Origin of the sequence: Nocardia sp. NRRL S-836, from assembly GCF_001279525.1 — a bacterium.
GTDB lineage: Bacteria > Actinomycetota > Actinomycetes > Mycobacteriales > Pseudonocardiaceae > Lentzea.
Genome location: NZ_LGDY01000102.1, coordinates 54,112 through 72,792, shown reverse-complemented (window position 1 = coordinate 72,792; position 18,681 = coordinate 54,112). Strand labels below are relative to the sequence as shown.

The 18,681-nt window shown below is 71.6% G+C and carries 19 protein-coding genes; 6 read left to right on the top strand and 13 right to left on the bottom strand.

Annotated elements, in window-relative coordinates:
• Positions 1 to 49 precede the first annotated feature (49 nt).
• The gene (locus tag ADL03_RS21395) at positions 50 to 508 is read left to right on the top strand and encodes a VOC family protein (RefSeq protein ID WP_053735294.1); all 459 of its coding nucleotides are present in this window, start codon (positions 50 to 52) and stop codon (positions 506 to 508) included.
• A gap of 89 nt (positions 509 to 597) precedes the next feature.
• Here the strand turns inward: ADL03_RS21395 and ADL03_RS47260 are convergent, their stop codons facing one another.
• The 11 genes from ADL03_RS47260 to ADL03_RS21340 all read right to left on the bottom strand — a co-directional run bounded on the left by ADL03_RS47260 (position 598) and on the right by ADL03_RS21340 (position 11,562).
• The gene (locus ADL03_RS47260; RefSeq protein ID WP_157529053.1) at positions 598 to 1,083 is read right to left on the bottom strand and encodes a hypothetical protein; all 486 of its coding nucleotides are present in this window, start codon (positions 1,081 to 1,083) and stop codon (positions 598 to 600) included.
• A complete protein-coding gene (locus ADL03_RS21385) occupies positions 1,080 to 1,562 on the bottom strand; it encodes a ricin-type beta-trefoil lectin domain protein (protein ID WP_053735292.1) in 483 nt (160 codons plus the stop codon). The genes ADL03_RS47260 and ADL03_RS21385 overlap by 4 nt, the downstream gene beginning before the upstream one ends.
• A gap of 373 nt (positions 1,563 to 1,935) precedes the next feature.
• Positions 1,936 to 3,249 carry a rhamnulokinase family protein gene (locus ADL03_RS21380; protein ID WP_053735291.1) on the bottom strand — a complete coding sequence of 438 codons (1,314 nt, stop codon included), beginning with the start codon at positions 3,247 to 3,249 and terminating at the stop codon, positions 1,936 to 1,938.
• Positions 3,246 to 5,270: a bifunctional rhamnulose-1-phosphate aldolase/short-chain dehydrogenase gene (locus ADL03_RS21375; RefSeq protein WP_053735290.1), complete on the bottom strand. Its 2,025-nt coding sequence runs from the start codon at positions 5,268 to 5,270 to the stop codon at positions 3,246 to 3,248. Before ADL03_RS21375 ends, ADL03_RS21380 begins: the two co-directional genes overlap by 4 nt.
• The gene (gene rhaI, locus ADL03_RS21370) at positions 5,270 to 6,424 is read right to left on the bottom strand and encodes an L-rhamnose isomerase (protein ID WP_053735289.1); all 1,155 of its coding nucleotides are present in this window, start codon (positions 6,422 to 6,424) and stop codon (positions 5,270 to 5,272) included. Before rhaI ends, ADL03_RS21375 begins: the two co-directional genes overlap by 1 nt.
• Positions 6,425 to 6,441: 17 nt before the next feature.
• Positions 6,442 to 6,753 (bottom strand): L-rhamnose mutarotase, encoded by a 312-nt coding sequence (locus ADL03_RS21365; RefSeq protein ID WP_053735288.1) that lies wholly within the window; start codon positions 6,751 to 6,753, stop codon positions 6,442 to 6,444.
• A gap of 2 nt (positions 6,754 to 6,755) precedes the next feature.
• Positions 6,756 to 7,817 (bottom strand): rhamnose ABC transporter substrate-binding protein, encoded by a 1,062-nt coding sequence (gene rhaS / locus ADL03_RS21360; protein ID WP_053735287.1) that lies wholly within the window; start codon positions 7,815 to 7,817, stop codon positions 6,756 to 6,758.
• Entirely contained in the window at positions 7,814 to 8,773 is a 960-nt protein-coding gene (locus ADL03_RS21355) for an ABC transporter permease (RefSeq protein WP_053735286.1), read from the bottom strand. The genes rhaS and ADL03_RS21355 overlap by 4 nt, the downstream gene beginning before the upstream one ends.
• Positions 8,766 to 9,809, bottom strand: a complete 1,044-nt coding sequence (locus ADL03_RS21350) for an ABC transporter permease (RefSeq protein WP_053735285.1) — start codon at positions 9,807 to 9,809, stop codon at positions 8,766 to 8,768. Before ADL03_RS21350 ends, ADL03_RS21355 begins: the two co-directional genes overlap by 8 nt.
• Complete coding sequence (locus ADL03_RS21345; RefSeq protein ID WP_053735284.1) at positions 9,806 to 10,063, bottom strand: hypothetical protein; 258 nt, start codon at positions 10,061 to 10,063, stop codon at positions 9,806 to 9,808. Before ADL03_RS21345 ends, ADL03_RS21350 begins: the two co-directional genes overlap by 4 nt.
• The gene (locus tag ADL03_RS21340; protein ID WP_053735283.1) at positions 10,060 to 11,562 is read right to left on the bottom strand and encodes a sugar ABC transporter ATP-binding protein; all 1,503 of its coding nucleotides are present in this window, start codon (positions 11,560 to 11,562) and stop codon (positions 10,060 to 10,062) included. The genes ADL03_RS21345 and ADL03_RS21340 overlap by 4 nt, the downstream gene beginning before the upstream one ends.
• A gap of 120 nt (positions 11,563 to 11,682) precedes the next feature.
• Here ADL03_RS21340 and ADL03_RS21335 point away from each other — a divergent pair, with 120 nt between their 5' ends.
• Positions 11,683 to 12,693 carry a LacI family DNA-binding transcriptional regulator gene (locus tag ADL03_RS21335; RefSeq protein ID WP_231642098.1) on the top strand — a complete coding sequence of 337 codons (1,011 nt, stop codon included), beginning with the start codon at positions 11,683 to 11,685 and terminating at the stop codon, positions 12,691 to 12,693.
• Here the strand turns inward: ADL03_RS21335 and ADL03_RS21330 are convergent.
• Positions 12,690 to 13,097 carry a hypothetical protein gene (locus ADL03_RS21330; protein ID WP_053735282.1) on the bottom strand — a complete coding sequence of 136 codons (408 nt, stop codon included), beginning with the start codon at positions 13,095 to 13,097 and terminating at the stop codon, positions 12,690 to 12,692. The two genes, ADL03_RS21335 and ADL03_RS21330, sit on opposite strands and share 4 nt — an antisense overlap.
• Before the next feature lie 340 nt (positions 13,098 to 13,437).
• Positions 13,438 to 14,439, bottom strand: a complete 1,002-nt coding sequence (locus ADL03_RS21325) for a TerC/Alx family metal homeostasis membrane protein (protein ID WP_053735281.1) — start codon at positions 14,437 to 14,439, stop codon at positions 13,438 to 13,440.
• Positions 14,440 to 14,507: 68 nt separating this feature from the next.
• Between ADL03_RS21325 and mmuM the strand changes: the two genes are divergently transcribed.
• The 4 genes from mmuM (at position 14,508) to ADL03_RS21305 (ending at position 18,672) form a co-directional block, all read left to right on the top strand.
• Positions 14,508 to 15,392, top strand: coding sequence for a homocysteine S-methyltransferase (gene mmuM / locus ADL03_RS21320; protein WP_053735280.1), 885 nt, complete (start codon positions 14,508 to 14,510; stop codon positions 15,390 to 15,392).
• A 134-nt stretch (positions 15,393 to 15,526) separates the two neighbouring features.
• A complete protein-coding gene (locus tag ADL03_RS21315; RefSeq protein ID WP_157529051.1) occupies positions 15,527 to 16,543 on the top strand; it encodes a hypothetical protein in 1,017 nt (338 codons plus the stop codon).
• A 72-nt stretch (positions 16,544 to 16,615) separates the two neighbouring features.
• On the top strand, positions 16,616 to 17,377 hold the full coding sequence (locus ADL03_RS21310) for a putative protein N(5)-glutamine methyltransferase (RefSeq protein WP_053735278.1): 762 nt from the start codon (positions 16,616 to 16,618) through the stop codon (positions 17,375 to 17,377).
• Between the two features lie 29 nt (positions 17,378 to 17,406).
• Positions 17,407 to 18,672, top strand: coding sequence for a lanthionine synthetase LanC family protein (locus tag ADL03_RS21305; RefSeq protein ID WP_053735277.1), 1,266 nt, complete (start codon positions 17,407 to 17,409; stop codon positions 18,670 to 18,672).
• Positions 18,673 to 18,681: the final 9 nt, after the last annotated feature.

Here is an 18,681-nt window from a genome sequence, read left to right as displayed (position 1 = left end):
CCTCGTCGCCGGAAACCTCCGGTGCGGAACCACTCCCCAGGGGACATCAATGTCGCTCAACGCAGTCACCCACCTGAACTTCCGCGGCCAGGCCAGGGAGGCCCTGGAGTTCTACGGCGCGGTGTTCGGCGGCAAGACCACCATCGCCACCTACGGCGACTTCGGCATGCCCGCCGAGCTGCCCGGCGCGGCGAAGGTGGTGTTCGGCCAGGTCGTCGCCGACAACGGCTTCCGCGTCATGGCCTACGACGTGCCGGGCGCCGACGAGGCGGTCGCCTCCGGCGAGCCCACCACGCGCAGGGAGAACGGCACGACCGTCACCACCGAGCCCTTCTTCCTGTCCGTGCGCGGCGAGAGCGTCGAGGAGGTCGCCGCGCACTGGGACCGGCTCGCCGAGGGTGCGACGGTGATCGAGCAGTTCGGCCCCGCGCAGTGGGCCCCGGCCTTCGGGATGCTGACCGACCGGTTCGGCGTCACCTGGATCCTCGACGTGGCGGCCGGGTACTGAGCTGCGTCCCGGCGGCTGCGAGTGCGTGTTCACCCGTAGCCGCCAACCGAAGCGACGGTGCTGTTGCAGGACCCGGTGACCCGTTGGCGTCAGCGGACAGCGGACGCCAGTGAGTCCAGGTCGACATCGACATCGGCGACGGGGCGTTCGGGCCGGCTGTTGGAGTTGCCGACCTCAGTGGTGGTCGCGTCAGAGTTGAGGTTGCTGTTCAGCAACCCGATGTGACCGAGGAGGTCGGCGTTGTTGGCCGAGCCGTCGAGCAGACCGGCGTGTGCGGCCGGCGCGGCCAACAACGCCGCACCGGCCGCGGCGGTGGCGATGGCAATTTTCTCGATCATGCGCATGGGGATGACGGCCTTCCACAATCGACGGTGAACCGCCAATGATTCCTGATTCCACCGGCGAGTGTGGACAGCCACGCACACCAAAGGCTCCACGTTCAGGTGAATCGCCAGAACGGCGCGTTCAACGGCAGGTGGCCACCCCGGCTGCACAGCCGCCCAGGGCAGCCCGGCCTCTCGCCGGCGCTGACCCGTGCCGGCCGGGACGTGCCCGGCCGGCACGGTGCCGATCACACCCGGTGGATGATCCAGCGCTGGTCGCTCCGATCGGCATCACACGCCGCGAGGACCAGTTCCTTGTACACGCCGTTGTGCGTGATGCACCGGCCGGTGTCACCCAGCTCGAACAGCCAGGAGTGGTAACCGTCGTAGGACGAGCCCTTCCACCGCTGGGCGTGCGAGCCGTCGCACGAGCGGCCTGCCAGCTTGCCGTCGATCGAGGTCACGCACCAGTCGTACCGCACGCTCCTGATGCCACCGTCATCGGAGATGTACCACTTCTGGTTGTCCTCGTTGTGGCGCGGGTGGGGGATGACCGGGTACTCGGGGTCCCAGGCCCAGTTGGTCTGGTCCCACACATCGCCGGGCCGGGTGACGCTCTCGATCATCCACACGTTCTCCTGCGCATCGGGTGGGGCTGCGTTGGAGACCGGTGCGACGAGCAGCGCCGAGGCGGCCACGGCGACCACGGCGGCGACTCTTCCGAAGATCATGTCTTGTGCCTCCAGTTGACGGCGTTCGCTTGCACCGTCGAGTAAAGGCGCCGGGCAGGTCCAGTGCGCTGCTGGAACCACCATGGTGGCGTTGAATAACACTGCCTGGTCAGCAAGAGGCCGCGCCGGTCACGGAAGCGGGAGGTGATGAGTATCCGACCGGGTACTTCAGCCCGGTAAATCGATGGGTTCCAGCGCGCCGGCGAGAACAGCGCCCTTCGCAGGCGGTCCGCTACCGCGCTTCCGGCTACCGCGAGCCCTCGGCCGACGCCGTTGGGCGATCAGCTCGGAACGAGTTCCCGCAGGCGGATGATCGAGCAGGCCGGGGCGGGCATCGCCTGGTGGATGTCGGCTCGGCGCTCGGTGCGGACCTTCACCGGGGGAGGTAGCGCCGCAGCGGCTGTGACTCCCGCACCAGCTTCCTGAGGTCGGCCAGCGTGCCGTGCGTCGCGCCGACGGCACGTGCCTGCACCAGGACGTTGCCGAGCGCGGTCGCCTCGGCGGGCCCGGCGAGGACGGGGAGGCCGCACGCGTCGGCGGTGAGCTGGCACAGCAGTTCGTTGCGCGAGCCGCCGCCGACGACGTGCACGACCCGGACCTCCTTGCCGGACAACCGTTGCGCGTCCGCGATGGCGTCGCGGTGGGCGATCGCGAGGCTGTCCAGGACGGACCGGACGATCTCGGCGGGGGTGTCCGGCACGCGCAGGTCGTGCGCGCGGCACCACCGCTGGATCCTGGCCGGCATGTCGCCGGGCGGCAGGAACACCGGGTCGTTGGGGTCGAACACCGTGCCCCGGGCGTGCGCGGCTGCCCGCAGCAGCGGTTCCAGCGCGGTGTTCCAGCGGCGCAGGCACTCCTGCAACAGCCACAGGCCCATCACGTTGCGCAGGTAACGGATCGTGCCGTCGACGCCGCCCTCGTTGGTGAAGTTGGCGGCCCTGCTCGCCGCGGTCAGCACGGGGGAGTGCAGCTCGACACCGACCAACGACCAGGTGCCGCAGGAGATGTAGGCGAACCGGTCGTCGGCGGCGGGCACGGCCACCACGGCGGACGCGGTGTCGTGCGAGCCGACCGCGATGACCGGGACGCCCTCGAAGGTGCCGGCCGGGTCGCCGGGGTGGCGCAGGTCCGGGAGCAGACCCCGTGGCAGGGCACGGGTCAGCTCGGCCGACCACCGTCCACTCCGGACGTCGATCAGGCCCGTCGTGGTGGCGTTGGTGTACTCGGCGCCGCGTTCGCCGGTCAGCCAGTAGGTCAGCAGGTCCGGGATCAGCAGCAGCTGGGCCGCGTGCGGCAGCAGCGGTTCGGCCTGGAGCTGGAACATCGTGTTGAACGGCTGGAACTGCAGGCCGTTGACCTCGTACAGGCCGTCCGGCGCGGTGATGCCGGCCGTGCGGGCGTCGCGGTGGTGCACCGGGTTGCCGAGCAACGCCCCGCGCTCGTCCAGCAGACCGTAGTCGACGGCCCAGCTGTCGATGCCGATGCCGTCGACCTCACCGGCGAGCGCGAGCCCGGTCAGGACCTCCCGGTACAGCCCCAGCACGTCCCAGTGCAGCGTGTCGTGCAGGCGCACCGGCCCGTTCGGGAACCGGTGCACCTCCTCGACGTGCACGGTGCCGTCGCCGACGGCACCGCGCACCACCCGGCCGCTGGACGCGCCGAGGTCGACCGCCGCGACCGCCCTCATCGCAGGAACGCCGCCGCCACACCGGCGTCGACCGGGATGTGCAGCCCGGTCGTGAGCGACAGCTCGCCCGCCGTCAGCGCCACCACGGCCGCGGCGACGTGCTCGGGCAGCACCTCCCGCTTGAGCAGCGTGCGCCGGGCGTAGAACGCGCCGAGCTCCTCTTCCGGCACGCCGTACACGGCGGCCCGTTGCGCGCCCCAGCCGCCGGCGAAGATGCCGGAGCCGCGGACCACGCCGTCGGGGTTGATGCCGTTGACGCGGATGCCGTCACCGCCCAGCTCGGCCGCGAGCAGCCGGACCTGGTGCGCCTGGTCGGCCTTCGCCGCCCCGTACGCCACGTTGTCCGGTCCGGCGAACACCGCGTTCTTGCTGGAGATGTAGACGATGTCGCCGCCCATGCCCTGTGCCCGCATCACCTTCGCGGCCTGCTGAGACACCAGGAACGAGCCCTTGGCCATCACGTCGTGCTGCAGGTCCCAGTCGGCCTCGGTGGTCTCGGCGAGCGGCTTGGAGATCGACAGACCGGCGTTGTTGACCACCAGGTCCACGCCGCCGAACGCGAGCACCGCGGTCCGGAACGCCTCCGCGACCCCGGCCGCGTCCGTGACGTCGACCGTCACCGGCACCGCCACGTCCGCGTTCCCGATGCTCTCGGCGACCTCACGTGCGGTGTCACCGTTGCGGTCGGCGACCACCACGCACGCACCTTCGGCGGCCAGCCGTCGCGCGATGGCCCTGCCGATGCCCGACCCGCCACCGGTGACGAGCGCGACGCGGGTGGCGAGCGCCTTGGGCTTCGGCATCCGCGCCAGCTTGGCCTCCTCCAGCGCCCAGTACTCGATGCGGAACTTCTCGCGTTCCTCGATCGGCGCGTACCGCGACACCGACTCGGCGCCCCGCATCACGTTGATCGCGTTGACGTAGAACTCACCGGCCACCCGCGCTGTCTGCTCGTCGCGGCCGAAGTTGAACATGCCCACGCCCGGCACCAGGACGACCGCCGGGTCCGCGCCGCGCATCGGCGGGCTGTCCGGTTCCGCGTGCCGTTCGTAGTAGGCCCGGTAGTCCGCGCGGTAGGCGTCGTGCAGCTCTCTCAGGCGCGTGACCACGTCCGGCAGCGGCGCGGACGGCGGCAGGTCGAGCACCAGCGGCCGGACCTTGGTGCGCAGGAAGTGGTCGGGGCACGACGTGCCGAGCGCGGCCAGCTCGGGATGCCGTGCGCGGGAGAGGAAGTCGAGCACCACGCCGGCGTCGGTGAAGTGACCGACCTGCGGTGCGTCGGTCGAGGCCAGGCCGCGCAGGACCGGCGCGAGCTCGGCGGCCCTCACCCAGCGCTCGGCCTCGGGCAACGGCTCGTGCACCACCGGCCCGAACGGCTCCGCGCGGCCGTGCTCGTCGAGGTACCGCTGCGCGGTCCGGATGATCTCCAGCGACCGCGCCTCGCACTCCTCGCTCGTCGCGCCCCACGCGGTGATGCCGTGCCCGCCGAGGACCACGCCGATCGCCCGCGGGTGCTCACGTTGCACCGCCGCGATGTCCAGCCCCAGCTGGAACCCCGGCCGCCGCCACGGCACCCACACCACCCGGTCGCCGAAGCAGGCCCGCACCAGCGCCTCGCCGTCGGCCGCGGTGGCGAACGCGATCCCGGCGTCCGGGTGCAGGTGGTCGACGTGCGCGGCCTCCACCAGCCCGTGCATCGCCGTGTCGATCGACGGCGCCGCGCCACCCCTGCCGTGCAGGCAGTGGTCGAACGCGGCGACCATCTCGTCCTCGCGCTCGACGCCGGGGTAGACCTGTCGCAACGCCCGCAACCGGTCCAGCCGCAGCACCGCGAGCCCGGCCGCGGTGAGCGTGCCCAGGTCGCCGCCGGACCCCTTGACCCACAGCAGTTCCACCGGCTGCCCGGTCACCGGGTCGACCGCCGTCTCCTTGGCGGAGGTGTTGCCGCCCGCGTAGTTGGTGTTGCGCGGGTCGGCACCCAGCCGGTTGCTCCGCCCCAGCAGCGCTTCGACCTCGCCCATCACGCACTCCACCCGGCGGCCTCGCCACCGACCCGGTCCCGGACGATCCGCTCGGCGTACCCGGACCGCCGGTAGGCGGCCATCGGGTCGGGATCCAGTCCCATGTCCTCGCGCAGCTCCCGCAGCAGCGGCCGCACATCGGTGTTGTAGGCGTCCATCAACGCGCCGTTCGCGGTGAGCACGTCACCGGTCCGTTGCGCGGCCCGGAGTGCCTCGCGGTCGACCAGCAGCGCCTTGGCCGTGGCCTCCTGGACGTTGAGCACCGACCGGATGATCGCCGGGATCTTCGGCTCGATGTTGTGGCACTGGTCGAGCATGAACGCGATGCCCGCCGCGGGCCTCAGCGCGTCGGCGAGCACGATCTCGTGCATGATCCGGAACAGCTGGAACGGGTCGGCCGAGCCCACCATCAGGTCGTCGTCGGCGTAGAAGCGCGAGTTGAAGTCGAACGCCCCGAGCTTGCCGGCCCGCAGCAGGAACGACACGATGAACTCGATGTTCGTGCCCGGCGCGTGGTGCCCGGTGTCGATCACCACCTGCGCCTTGTCACCCAGCTGCGTGCAGTGCGCGTACGCCGTGCCCCAGTCCGGCACGTCGGTGACGTAGAACGCCGGCTCGAACAGCTTGTACTCCAGCAACATCCGCTGGCCGGCGCCGAGGCGTTCACAGGTCGCGTGCAGGGCCTCGGCGAGCCGGTCCTGCCGGGAGCGGATGTCGTCCTGGCCGGGGTAGTTGAGGCCGTCGGCGAACCACAGCTTCAGGTCGCGCGACCCCGTCCGGTCCATGATGTCGACGCACTCCAGCAGGTGCGCCAGGGCTTTGCGCCGCACCACCGGGTCGGGGTGCGTGACGCTGCCGAGCCGGTAGTCGTCGTCCTGGAAGACGTTGGCGTTGATCGCACCCAGCGCCACCCCGCGGTCACGCGCGTGCGCCGCGAGCTTGCCGTAGTCGTCCACCTCGTCCCACGGGATGTGCAACGCGACCGTCGGCGCGACCCCGGTCAGCCGGTGCACCACCGCAGCGTCGTCGATCTTCTCGTACGGCGTGCGCGGGACACCCTGCTGCGCGAACACCTTGAACCGGGTGCCCGAGTTCGCGTACGCCCACGACGGCGTCTCGATCCGCTGCTCGCGCAGCGCGGCCTTCACGTCCATGCTCGTCCCCAAAAAGATCAGTCGAGGTGGAAGACCTCGGTGAGCGGCCGCATCCGGTCGTCGGCGTTGCCCTCACCGACGAAGAACCCGGCCATCTCGGCTTGCCAGCGGGCGTTCACGCCGGTCCGCGCCATCCGGGCCAGCGCGGAGTCGAAGTCGTCGCACTCGAGGTAGCCGATCAGCAGGCCGTCCCCGGCGAGGAAGAGGGAGTAGTTGCGCCACCCCGCTTCGCTGAGGGCGGCCCGCATCTCGGGCCACACCTCGCGGTGCCGTTCCCGGTACTCGGCCACGCGGTCCGGCCGGACCCGCAGCGTGAAGCAGACCCGCATGGTCAGAAGTCGAACTTCTCGATGTTGTCCCTGGTGAACACCGTCGGCGGCCCGAGCACGACCTCGCCCTTGGCGCCGATGGTGTACTCACCCAGCTCGCCCGCCTTGAACTTCTCGCCCTGCGCACCGGTGATCTGCCCGGACGCGAGCGCCGCGGCGGCGTAGGTCGCGAGGTAGCCGAGCTTGCTCGGGTCCCACAGCGCGAACGAGCCGACCGTGCCGTCCTGCACGAACTTGCGCATCTGGTTCGGCGTGCCGAGCCCGGTCAGCGCGACCTTGCCCTTGTACTCCGACGAGCTGAGGTAGCGCGCCGCCGCGGCGACGCCGACGGTGGTCGGCGAGATGATGCCCTTGAGGTTCGGGTGCGCCTGCAGCAGACCCTGCGTCTTCTGGAACGACGTCTGGTCGTCGTCGTTGCCGTACGCGGTATCCACCAGCTCGACCTTCGCGTACTCGGGCTTCGCGAGCTCGGTCTTCATGGTCTCGATCCACGCGTTCTGGTTGGTGGCGTTGGGGGTCGCCGACAGGATCGCGATCTCGCCGGACCCGCCGATCGCCTCCGCGATCAGCTTCACCTGGCCCACCGCGATGTCCTGCGGCGTGGCCTGGTTGACGAAGACGTCACGGGCGTCCGGTGCGGCGTCGGAGTCGAACGTGACTACCTTCAGCCCCTGCTGGCGCGCGGACTTCAACGCCGGCGCGACCGCGTTGGCGTCGTTGGCGGAGATCACCAGCGCGTTCTGGCGCTGCTGCGCGGCGGTGTTGATGTAGGTGACCTGGGAGGAGGCGGCCGCATCGGACGGGCCGGTCGCCTTGACCTCGGCCTTGGTCGCCGTGCCCGCCTGCTCGGCGCCCTTCTGCGCCACGGTGAAGTACGGGTTGTTGACCTGCTTGGGCAGGAAGGTGATCTTCAGGCCTTCCTTGATCGGCGCGTTCGGGTCGGCGGCCGCGGTGTTCGCCGCCGTGTTCGCCTGCTGACCGGCGCTGTCCTTCGTCGTGCCACCGCAGGCGGTGAGCGCGACGGCCCCGGACACCACCAGGGCGAGCGCCAAGCGTGCGTTCATGTCGTTGCCTTCCTGAGCGTTCCGAGGCGTCGGGTGATCGAGGGAGCGAGCACGCTGACCAGCAGCAGGAGACCGGTCACGATGGTGAGCACCTCGGTGGAGGTGTCCCGCAGGATCAGCAGGTTGCGCAGACCGCCCAGCAGCAGCACACCCGCGAGCACGCCGAGCAGCGATCCCTTGCCGCCGAAGATGGACACGCCGCCGAGCAGCACCGCGGCGACGACGGCCAGTTCGAGGCCCAGGCCGTTGTCGGCACGGGCGCTGGAGAAGCGGAACGTGTAGACGACGCCGGCGATCGCGGCCACCGCACCGGCGAGCACGAACAGGCTGAGCTTGATCCGCCTGACCCGGATGCCGGAGAACCGCGCGGCCTCCTCGTTCGCGCCGATCGCGTAGACGGAGCGCCCGAACGTGCTGGCGTGCAACGCGATCCCGAACAGCACCGCGAGCACGGCGGCGAGCACGACCGGGTACGGGACGTTCGTGCCGGGCAGCGGTGTGGTGCCGAACGCCGTGTAGGCGGCCGGGAAGTCGGCCACCGCGGTGTCGCCGAGCACGACCAGCGCGAGCCCGCGGTACAGCGCCAGCGTGCCGATCGTGACCGCCAGCGACGGCAGGCCGAGCCGGGTCACCAGCAGGCCGTTGACCGCGCCGGCCACAGCGCCGATGCCGACCACGACCGGCAGGATCGTCTCCAGCGGCCAGCCCGCGTTCCAGAACCAGCCGATCAACGCGCTGGACAGCCCGAGCACCGACGCGACGGACAGGTCGATCTCGCCGGCCACGACCACCAGCGTCAGCGGCAGCGCGATCAACGCGATCTCGCCGATGTCGAGGCCGAGGTAGAAGAGGTTGCCGCCGGACAGGAACGCGCCGTCCGTGCCGACCTGGCCGCCGAGCGCGACCACGACCAGCAGGAGGACCAGCGCGGTCTCCCAGCGCAGCAGACTACGCACGGCTGCTCCCTTCCGAGCGGCGCAGCGCCCTGGCCAGCCGCAGCGCCAGCAGCCGGTCGACGGTGATCGCGCTCAGCAGCAGCGCGCCCGCGATGGCCTGCTGCCAGAACGCGGGGATCCGCAGCACCACCAGGCAGCTCGTGATCGTGGCGAGCAGCAACGCCCCGAGCGCCGCACCCGCCACCGTTCCGGACCCGCCGAAGATCGCCACGCCACCGACCACGACGGCCGCGACGACCTGCAGCTCCAGCCCGGTGCCCGCGGCCGCGTCGACCGTGCCGTAGCGGGCCACCCACAGCGCACCGGCCAGTCCCGCGACGAGCCCGGACGCGACGAACGCGGTGAGCGTGCGCCGCGCGACCGGGATACCGGCCAGGACGGCGGCCTCCGGGTTGGAGCCGATCGCGTAGAGCTCGCGGCCGGACCGGTAGGAACGCAGGTGCACCGCGGCGACGGCGATCACCACGACGGTGACCAGCACGAGCACCGGAACGCCCGCGACCCGCGCGCTGCCCAGGTCGAGCAGCGCGTCGGGGAGGTTGGCCGCGTTGACCTGGCGGCCCTGCGCCAGCGCGTAGTCGACGCCGCGGAACACGTACAGCGTGCCGAGGGTGACGACGAGGCTGGGAACGTTGCCCAGCGCCACGAGCAGGCCGTTGAGCAGCCCGCAGGCGAGGCCGACGGCGACGCCGAACCCGATGCCCGCTACCAGCGGCGTGCCGGGGTGGTCTGCGAACTGCCGCGCGGTCAGGAAAGCGGACAGGCCGAGGACCGAGCCGACGGACAGGTCGACGTTGCGGGTCACCACGACGAGGGTCTGGCCGACGGCGAGCAGGGCGACGATCGAGGCGTTGAGCAGGAGGTCGCGCAGGCTCTGCGGCTGGACGAACCGCGGGTTCACCAGCGCCGTCGGCACGACGACCAGGGCGAGGGCGACGAGGATGCCGAGCTCGCGGACCCGGCCGACGCGGTTGCTCAGCGTGCGTGCGGTGCGGCCGGTCGTGTGTGGGGCGGCGGTGTCGAGCTGCGCGGTCATCCGGCCACCGCCCGCAGGTCGCCGGCGGGGGCAGAAGACGTTGCCGGGGCGGCGTTGGCGAGCGCCGCGGCGAGCGGTGCCGGGTCGGCGTTGGCGGGGGCGGTGGGCGGTGCCGGGTCGGCGTCGGCGGGCGCCGCGGCGAACGTTGCCGGGTCGGCGTGGGCGAGCGCCGCGGCGAGCGTTGCCGGGGCGGCGTCGGCGGGTGCCGCGGCGAGCGGTGCCGGGTCGGCGTTGGCGGGTGCGGTGGGCGTCATCGCGTCACCGCCTGTCCCGCGGCGGCCAGCGCGACCCGTTCCTCGGTGGCCTCGGCCCTGGACAGCTCCTCGACCAGCCGTCCCTCGTGCATCACCAGCACCCGGTCGGCCATCCCGAGCACCTCCGGCAGCTCCGAGGAGATCATCAGCACCGCCACGCCCTGCCCGGCGAGCTCGGACAGCAGCCGGTGCACCTCCGCCTTGGTGCCGACGTCGATGCCGCGGGTGGGTTCGTCGACGATCAGCACGGAAGGATTGCGCGACAACCACTTCGCGAGCACGACCTTCTGCTGGTTGCCGCCGGAGAGCACCCCGGCCGGGTCGCTGAGGCGGGCGAACCTGAGCCGCAGCCGGACCGCCCAGTCCTGCGCCAGCGCGCGTTCGGTGCGGCGGCGCAGCAGGCCGAACGTCGACAGGCGGCCCAGCGAGGCGAGCGCGGTGTTGCGTTCGATCGAGGCCTCCACGACCAGTCCCTGCTGGCGGCGGTCCTCCGGCACGAAACCGATGCCCGCGGCCATCGCGGCGGTGGGGGAGCCGCGCTTCACCGCCTTGCCGTGCACCAGGACCTCGCCCGCGTCGGAGCGGTCGACACCGAAGATCGCGCGGGCGACCTCGCTGCGGCCCGCGCCGACCAGGCCGGACAGCGCGACGATCTCGCCGGACCGCACGCCGAACGACACGTCGGTGAACACGCCCTCGCGGGTCAGCCGCCGCACCTCCAGCAGCACCTCGCCGGTCGTGGTGTCCTGCTTGGGGTAGAGCTGCGACAGCTCGCGGCCGACCATCCTGCGCACCAGCGAGTCCGGCGTCTCCTCCGCCAGCTCGCCCGACCACACGAACGCGCCGTCGCGCAGCACCGTGGCCCGCTGGCACAGCGCGAAGACCTCGTCCAGGCGGTGCGAGACGAACAGGACGGCGGCGTTCTGCTCGCGCAACGCCCGCACCACACCGAAGAGCCGCCGGACCTCGTGCGCGGAGAGCGCGGCCGTGGGCTCGTCCATCACGATCACGCGTGCGTCGAACGACAGCGCCTTGGCGATCTCCACGAGCTGCTGGTCCGCAATGGACAGTCCACGCGCCGGGCGGGCCGGGTCGAGCCGCACTCCCAGGCGCGAGAACAGCTCCGCGGTCCTCGCCTCCATCGACGCCACGTCGATGCGGCGGCCGAACCCGAGGGGCTGGCGGCCCATGAAGACGTTCTCGGCCACCGTCAGGTCACCGAACAGGGTCGGCTCCTGGTAGATGATCGCGATCCCGGCCGCGAGCGCGTCGCCGGGCCCGGAGAACCGCCGCTCCCGTCCCGCCACGAGCACCCGTCCGGCGTCCGGGCGGTGCACGCCGGCCAGCGTCTTGATCAGTGTCGACTTGCCGGCGCCGTTCTCGCCGAGCAACGCGTGCGCCTCGCCGGGCAGCAGCCGCAACGACACCCCCGACAGCGCGCGGACGGCACCGAACGCCTTGCTCACCTCGGCCAGCTCCACCACGGGAGGCCCCACCATGTCTCCTCGATGTTGAAACGTTTTAAAACATGGGTTACGTGCAGCCTGGGTGCGTCAAGTGGGGAAGTCAAGACTTGACGAGCTAGGATTCGTTGTCACGTTTCAAGCAAGGAGTCAGCCGTGAAACCTAGCGTGGGCATCCGCGAGGTCGCCCGTCACGCCGGTGTCTCGAACGCGACGGTGTCGAACGTGCTGAACCGCCCGGACGTCGTCGCGACCGCCACGCGGGAACGGGTGCTGGCCGCGATCGCGGAGCTGGGTTTCGTGCGCAACGAGTCGGCGCGCCAGCTCAGGGCGGGCCGCAGCCGGGTGCTCGCCTACGTGGTGCTCGACGCGGCGAACCCGTTCTTCACCGACGTGGCCCGCGGGGTCGAGGACGCGGCGAGGGAGGCCGGTCTGGCGCTGTACCTGTGCAACAGCGCCTCCGACCACGGCCGGGAGCGCGAGTACCTGGAGCTGCTGCACGAGCAGCGGGTCGAGGGCATCCTGCTCACGCCGGTCGGTGCGGAGTTCACCGACGTGCCCAGCCGCGGCACGCCGGTCGTGCTGGTCGACCGCGAGGCGCGCGACGGCACGCACTGCTCGGTGGCCGTCGACGACGTGCTCGGCGGCGAGCTCGCGGTGACCCACCTGGTCGAAACCGGTCACACCCGCATCGCGATGGTCGGCGGCCCGATGTCGATCCAGCAGGTCCGCGACCGCCGCCAGGGCGCGTTGCGGGCACTGGCTCAGGCCGGCCTCCCGCCGGAGGCGCTGACCGTGCTGGAGACGAACGGCCTGCGCGTCGCGGAGGGCCGCAGCGCGGGGGAGCGGCTGGTCGGGCTGCCCTCGGTACGCCGTCCGACGGCGGCGTTCTGCGCCAACGACCTGCTGGCGCTCGGCCTGCTGCAGTCGATGACCCAGCAGGGCCTGAGCGTGCCGGACGACCTCGCCGTGGTCGGCTACGACGACATCGAGTTCGCGGCGGCCGCGGCGGTGCCGCTCACGTCGGTGCGGCAGCCACGCGACCGGCTGGGCCGCACGGCCGCGCAGCTGCTGCTGGCCGAGAACGAGCCGGACCACGAGCACCGGCACGTGAAGTTCCAGCCGGAGCTCGTGGTCCGCGCGTCGACCAGAACGCGCAGGAACTAACTGACGATCGTCATTTCCCGCGCTTCGTCGACCACCGTGGAATCGCTCGGCGGAACGTAGACGTTGAGCAAGGCCGACGTGAAAGCGACACCGGCCCGGAACGCCTTCGTCCGCGACACCACGGTCACGCTGACCTTTTCGTAGTTCCCGCTGCACGGCACACTCGGAACGTATTTGTCGCCGATCGCGAGCTCGCCGCGCACGTTCTGGGTGATCTGCACCCACAACGTCCCGGTCGCACCGTTCTGGCACATCACCCGCATCGGCGCGGTGACGGCGGCACCGCGCGCCTCCAGCCTGCCCTGCGGCTGGAGCGCGACGGCGGCCGCCACGTCGGCGGAGGCGGGCAACGCGGTGGCCACCAGAGCGGCGGTGGCCAGAACGAACGTCGAAACAACACGCACGGTTTCACCTCGTGGTCGTGAGAAAAGGCGGACCGGCGCGGGGATGTGGCGCCGGGTCCGTTTGTTGCGCCTTTTTCGGGTGCGGCAACGACGTTAGTCACGGGGTGAGTGCGTGAACGAGGGGCCAAATCGATCTCCGGTTCACGCCGGGGCGCTCCGGGGTGCTCCGGTGCGGTGACGACCTGCCCGGAACGGTTGGTGGTGCGGCCCCGGCCGTGGAAGCTCGCGCTGTACGCGGTGGGCGCCTTCGTGTGGTGCCCGGCCGTCGCCACCGCCCGCGCGGAACGAGCGTTCGCGATCCCCGGCGAGTCGGGGACCGCGAACCCGGTCGCCCCGACGGTCACTTCTCCTCGTGCGGCTCCCGGTGGGCGCGCAGCGAACCGGGGTGCGCCTTGGCCGACGGGTCGTTGCGCGTCTTGACCAGGCTGGCCACCGTCACGACCACCAGGATCGAGATGATCACGCCGAGGCTCAGCGGCGTGGGCACCTCGGGCACGCGCGGGTCGATGTCGACGTGCGCCCAGTGCAGGATCAGCTTGACACCGATGAACGCGAGGATGACCGCGAGGCCGGCCGACAGGTACACCAGCCGGTCGAGCAGGCCCTTGACGAGGAAGAACAGCGCGCGCAGGCCGAGCAGCGCGAACGCGTTGGCGGTGAAGACGATGTAGGGCTCCTCGGTCACGCCGAACACCGCGGGGATCGAGTCGAGCGCGAACAGCAGGTCGACGCCGCCGATCGCCACCAGCACGACGAACAGGGGAGTGGCCATCCTGCGGCCGTCGACGCGGGTGAAGATCTTGCCGCCCACGTAGTCGTCGGTGACCGGCAGCAGCTTGCGGGCGGTCTTCACGACGACGTTGTTCTCGACGTCGGGGTCCTCGTTGCGGTGCCGGAACAGCTGGACCGCCGTGTAGATCAGCAGCAGGCCGAACAGCAGGAACATGAACGAGAACAGCGAGAGCAGCGTCGCGCCGACCGCGATGAAGATGCCGCGCATGATCAGCGCCAGCACGATGCCGAACGTCAGCACCTTGTGCTGGTGCTCCTCCGGCACCAGGAACGTGGTCATGATGATCACGAACACGAACAGGTTGTCGACCGAGAGGCTCTTCTCGACGATGTAGCCGGCGAAGTACTCCGTGCCGTACCCACCGCCGTAGGCGCTCATGAACCAGATGCCGAACCCGATCGCGACCAGGATGTAGAAGACCGACCACAGGGTGGCTTCGCGGAAGCCGATCCGGTGCGGGCGGGCGGCGGCGAGCACGAGGTCGACCGCCAGCAGGAGGACGATCACCCCGATCGTGACCGCCCACGTCAGTCCGCTGATCTCAAGCACAGGTGCCTCTCCCTCGGTGGTCTATTTGTCTGAATTGGACGTTACCGGATCCTGCGTATCCTCGGCTGATGGATCTGGTGAACGCGCTGGCCGACCGGGTGGCCGTGGTCGACGGCGGGCTGTCGACCGCCCTCGAACAGGCTGGTCACGACCTGTCCGACGAGCTGTGGACCGCACGTCTGCTGCTGACCGACCCGGACGCGGTGAAGGCGGCACACCTCGCCTACTACCGCGCGGGTGCCGACGTCGTGATCACCTCCAGCTACCAGGCCTCCTTCGCGGGTTTCGCCCGCCGCAGTCTGACCGATGAGCAGACCGTCGGCCTGTTGAGGACCAGCGTGTCGCTCGCGCGATCAGCCGCGTCCGAAGTGGACGGACCGCGCTGGGTCGCCGCGTCGGTGGGCCCGTACGGGGCGGTGCTGGCCGACGGGTCGGAGTACCGCGGCCGCTACGGCCTGACCACGGACGAGCTGGAGCACTTCCACCGGCGCCGCATCGAGGTGCTCGCCGAGGCCGGGCCCGACCTGCTGGCGGTGGAGACGATCCCGGACGTGCAGGAGGCGGAGGCGGTCCTGCGGGTGGTCGCGGGCAGCGGGGTGCCCGCCTGGCTCTCCTACAGCGTCCGTGACGGCCGCACGTGCGCCGGTCAGCCGCTGGAGGAGGCGTTCGGGCTCGTCGACGGCGTGGCCGAGGTGGTGGCGGTGGGGCTCAACTGCTCGGCGCCCGAGGAGGTCGCCGGTGCCGTGGCCACCGCCCGCGCGGTCACCGGACTGCCGGTCGTCGTCTACCCGAACACCGGCGAGCGGTGGAACGCCGCCACGCACGAGTGGACCGGCGGTGTGGAGTCGTTCGCCGTCGGGCAGTGGGCCGAGCAGGGCGCCCGGCTGATCGGCGGCTGCTGCCGGGTGGGACCCGCGGGCATCGCCGAGATCGCCGGGGTGCTCAAGGCGTGAGGTGGCCGCCGGAACCGGCGCACCTCGCGCGCTGGTCGTGGCGCGATAACGGCCCGTCGGCGTGTAGGGGACGTGTAGATCGGCTCGCTATGTTCCCGCTCGTTCCATCGGGGGAGTCCTTGGAGGGGGTTGGCGTGAGAAGGTTCTTGTCCCTGGTCACCGCTGTCGTCACAGCGCTGGTGGTCGCCCAGGTCCCGCAGGCCCACGCGGCCACGAGCGTCACGTTCGCGCCGCAGACCGTGCTCGGACCGGGGGTGCCGACGACGCCGCACACGTTCGACCAGAACGTCGTGCCGGTCGGGTCGATCTCGCTGGACATGGCCGCGGACCAGACCGCGTACGTGGTCTCGGTGATGCGGGCCAACAGCGCGACGATCCGCACGTTGTTCGAGAACGAGGTCCGCTGCCGCTGGGCGGGCGGTGAGAAGACCATGCTGATGGGCCAGAACGTCTACGAGGCGTCCACCGCCACCCCGCAGTGGGCGGACATCTGGCTGACCACCCGGTTCCTCGTGCACCCCGGCGTCGCGACCACGGTCACCTGCACGGCCAACGTCCGCACGGCCTCGCTGGCCTACGAGGCCTCGACGATCCGCCTGGTCGGCGGCTCGATGCGGTTCGCGGACACCTCGATCGACAACACCACGACCGGTCAGCCGGCCCAGAGCAGCGTGCCGGCCGGACTGCTCAACGTCGACGCCACCACGCCCGTGCAGCGGGAGCCGTCGATCGACGCGTTCGAGCTCGCACCCGGCTTCCGCGGCCTGAGCGTGTTCGGCGACACCGAGTACATGATCTGCCACCTGGACGCGCCGTGCGACAAGAAGAGGTCGTCACAGGCGTCGTTCACGCTGTTCGTCAACCAGTGGAAGGCCGACGGGTCGCTGTGCCAGACCGACTCCTCCGCCACCGTGACCCTGGACGTGCCGTACTACGTCCACCACGTCTACGTGCCGCTGAACAAGCCGGACTTCATGATCAGGACGGACTCCGGGTGCGTGCCGAAGTTCTCCACCTACGTCCGGACCCGGTGGCTCGGCGGTGAGACCGGCGCGGTGCAGGGCGTCGCGCAGAACATGACCGACTCGCGCGGCTCGGCCGCCAAGCACGACTCGGACATGAGCCACGCCTACGCGGTGCCGTTCCGGTAGCCCCTCACGGGGACGGCCGCGTGGGACGGTGTGAGGGGGCCGTCCCACGCGGCCTTTGGTAGAAAGGCGGCCATGATCGATGTGGTCGCGACGCTGCGTGCGGCGGGATGCGTGTTCGCGGAGGACGAGGCACGCCTGCTGCTCGACGCCGCGGCCACCCCCGCCGAGCTGGACGAGCTGGTCCGCAGGCGGGTAGCGGGCGAGCCGCTGGAGGTGATCGTCGGCTGGGCGGAGTTCCTCGGCCGCCGGGTCGCCGTCGACGCCGGGGTGTTCGTGCCGCGGCAGCGGTCGGCGTTCGTGGTGGAGAACGCGGTGGCCTTGGCCCGGCCCGGCGCCGTGGTGCTCGACCTGTGCTGTGGCGCCGGGGCCCTGGGGCTGGCGGTCGCGGCCGCCGTCGAGGGTGTCGAGCTGCACGCCGCCGACATCGAGCCCGCCGCGGTGGCCTGCGCCCGCCGCAACCTCGCCGGCACGGGCCGGGTCTACGAGGGCGACCTGTACGAACCGCTGCCGGAGACCTTGCGCGGCCGGGTGGACGTCCTCGTGGTGAACGCGCCGTACGTGCCGACCGACGAGATCGCGATGATGCCGCCGGAGGCCCGCGACCACGAGCCGGTGGTGGCGCTGGACGGTGGCTCCGACGGCGTGGCGGTGCACCGCCGGGTCGCGGCCGGTGCGCCGCGGTGGCTCGCCCCCGGCGGCCACCTGCTGATCGAGACCAGCGAGCACCAGGCACCGCTGACCGCCGCGGCCATGGCGGAGCACGGGCTGGTGCCGCGGGTGACCACGTCGGACGAGCACTACTGCACCGTCGTGATCGGGACGAACGCCGGATAGCCACCCGCCGGGGGTGTGATGATCGTCCGGTGGACGAGACCTGCGGGCGCACGGCGGAGTCGGCCTGGCGGTGGGTGCTGGACCAGGTGCGGTACGACGGCAGCGTGTGGGTTCCGCCGTCACCGGGGGCCGAGCCCGACCCGGCCCACCGCGACGGCATGCACGAGGGTGCCGGTGGGCTGGCGCTGACGCTGGCGGAGATCCGGGCCGTGCGACCGTGGACGGCGCGGGAGCGCGGGTTGGCGGACGCGATCGGCGAGCAGGTCACCGCGGGCATCGCGACGAGCACGGACCACAGCCTGTTCCACGGCCTGGTCAGCGCCATCGGCACGCTCACCGCGCTGGGCGAGCCGGCCCCGGACGCCGCCGTGGCGCGGATGCTCGAGCTCGCCGGACCGGACGGGTGGCCGCAGACGTTCGCCGGGCCACCGCGCTACCGCGACGGCGCGCGGGTCAGCGACGTCGTGCTGGGCACCGCCGGTGTGCTGCTCGGTGCCGTCTGGGCGCGGCGGCACGGCGCCAGGGCCGACGAACTGGCCGAGGTCGCGGCCGGGGTCCTGCTCGCCGAGCGCGAGGAGGTGCCGTCCGGGCTGAACTGGCGGATGGTGCCGCCCCGGTTCTCCCCGGTCGAGCGGCAGCTGCCGAACTTCTCGCACGGCCTGGCGGGCGTCGCGACGTCGCTGGCACTGGCCGGGGCCGAGTTCGGCCGCCCGGAGTGGGTCGCGGCCGCGCTCGACGGCGCCCGGCACCTCGTGACGCTCGCGGACCTGTCCGGCGGCGGGTTCCGGGCACCGTTGCGGATCCCGCGGCTCGACGACGACTTCGAGGAGTACAGCTACAACTGGTGCCACGGCCCGGCCGGAACCTCGCTGCTGTGGAAGGCGCTGGAGCACGCCGGGGTGTTCGAGGTGGATGGCCTGACCACGGCGGAGCTGCACCGCCGGTGCGTGCGCACGCTCCGCACGTGCGGCCTGCCCGAACGGTTGTGGCCCGGTTTCTGGGACAACGACGGGCGCTGCTGCGGTACCGCGGGTGTGGGCGCCGTGCTGCTGGACGCCGGTGCGGAGCCGGAGTTCGCGCGGCACCTCGCCGACGTCCTCGTCGACCGTGCCGTCCCGGACGGTGACGGGGTCTGCTGGCGGTTCGTCGAGCACCGCGCGGAGGAGCCGCTGCTGCCACCCGGCGTCGGCTGGATGCAGGGTGCGGCGGGCATCGCGGCGTTCCTGTTCCAGGCGAGCAGGGGCGGTCCCGGGGTGCCCCGGATGGACAACTGGTGGGCGACTGACAGCCACTGACAGCGTGCT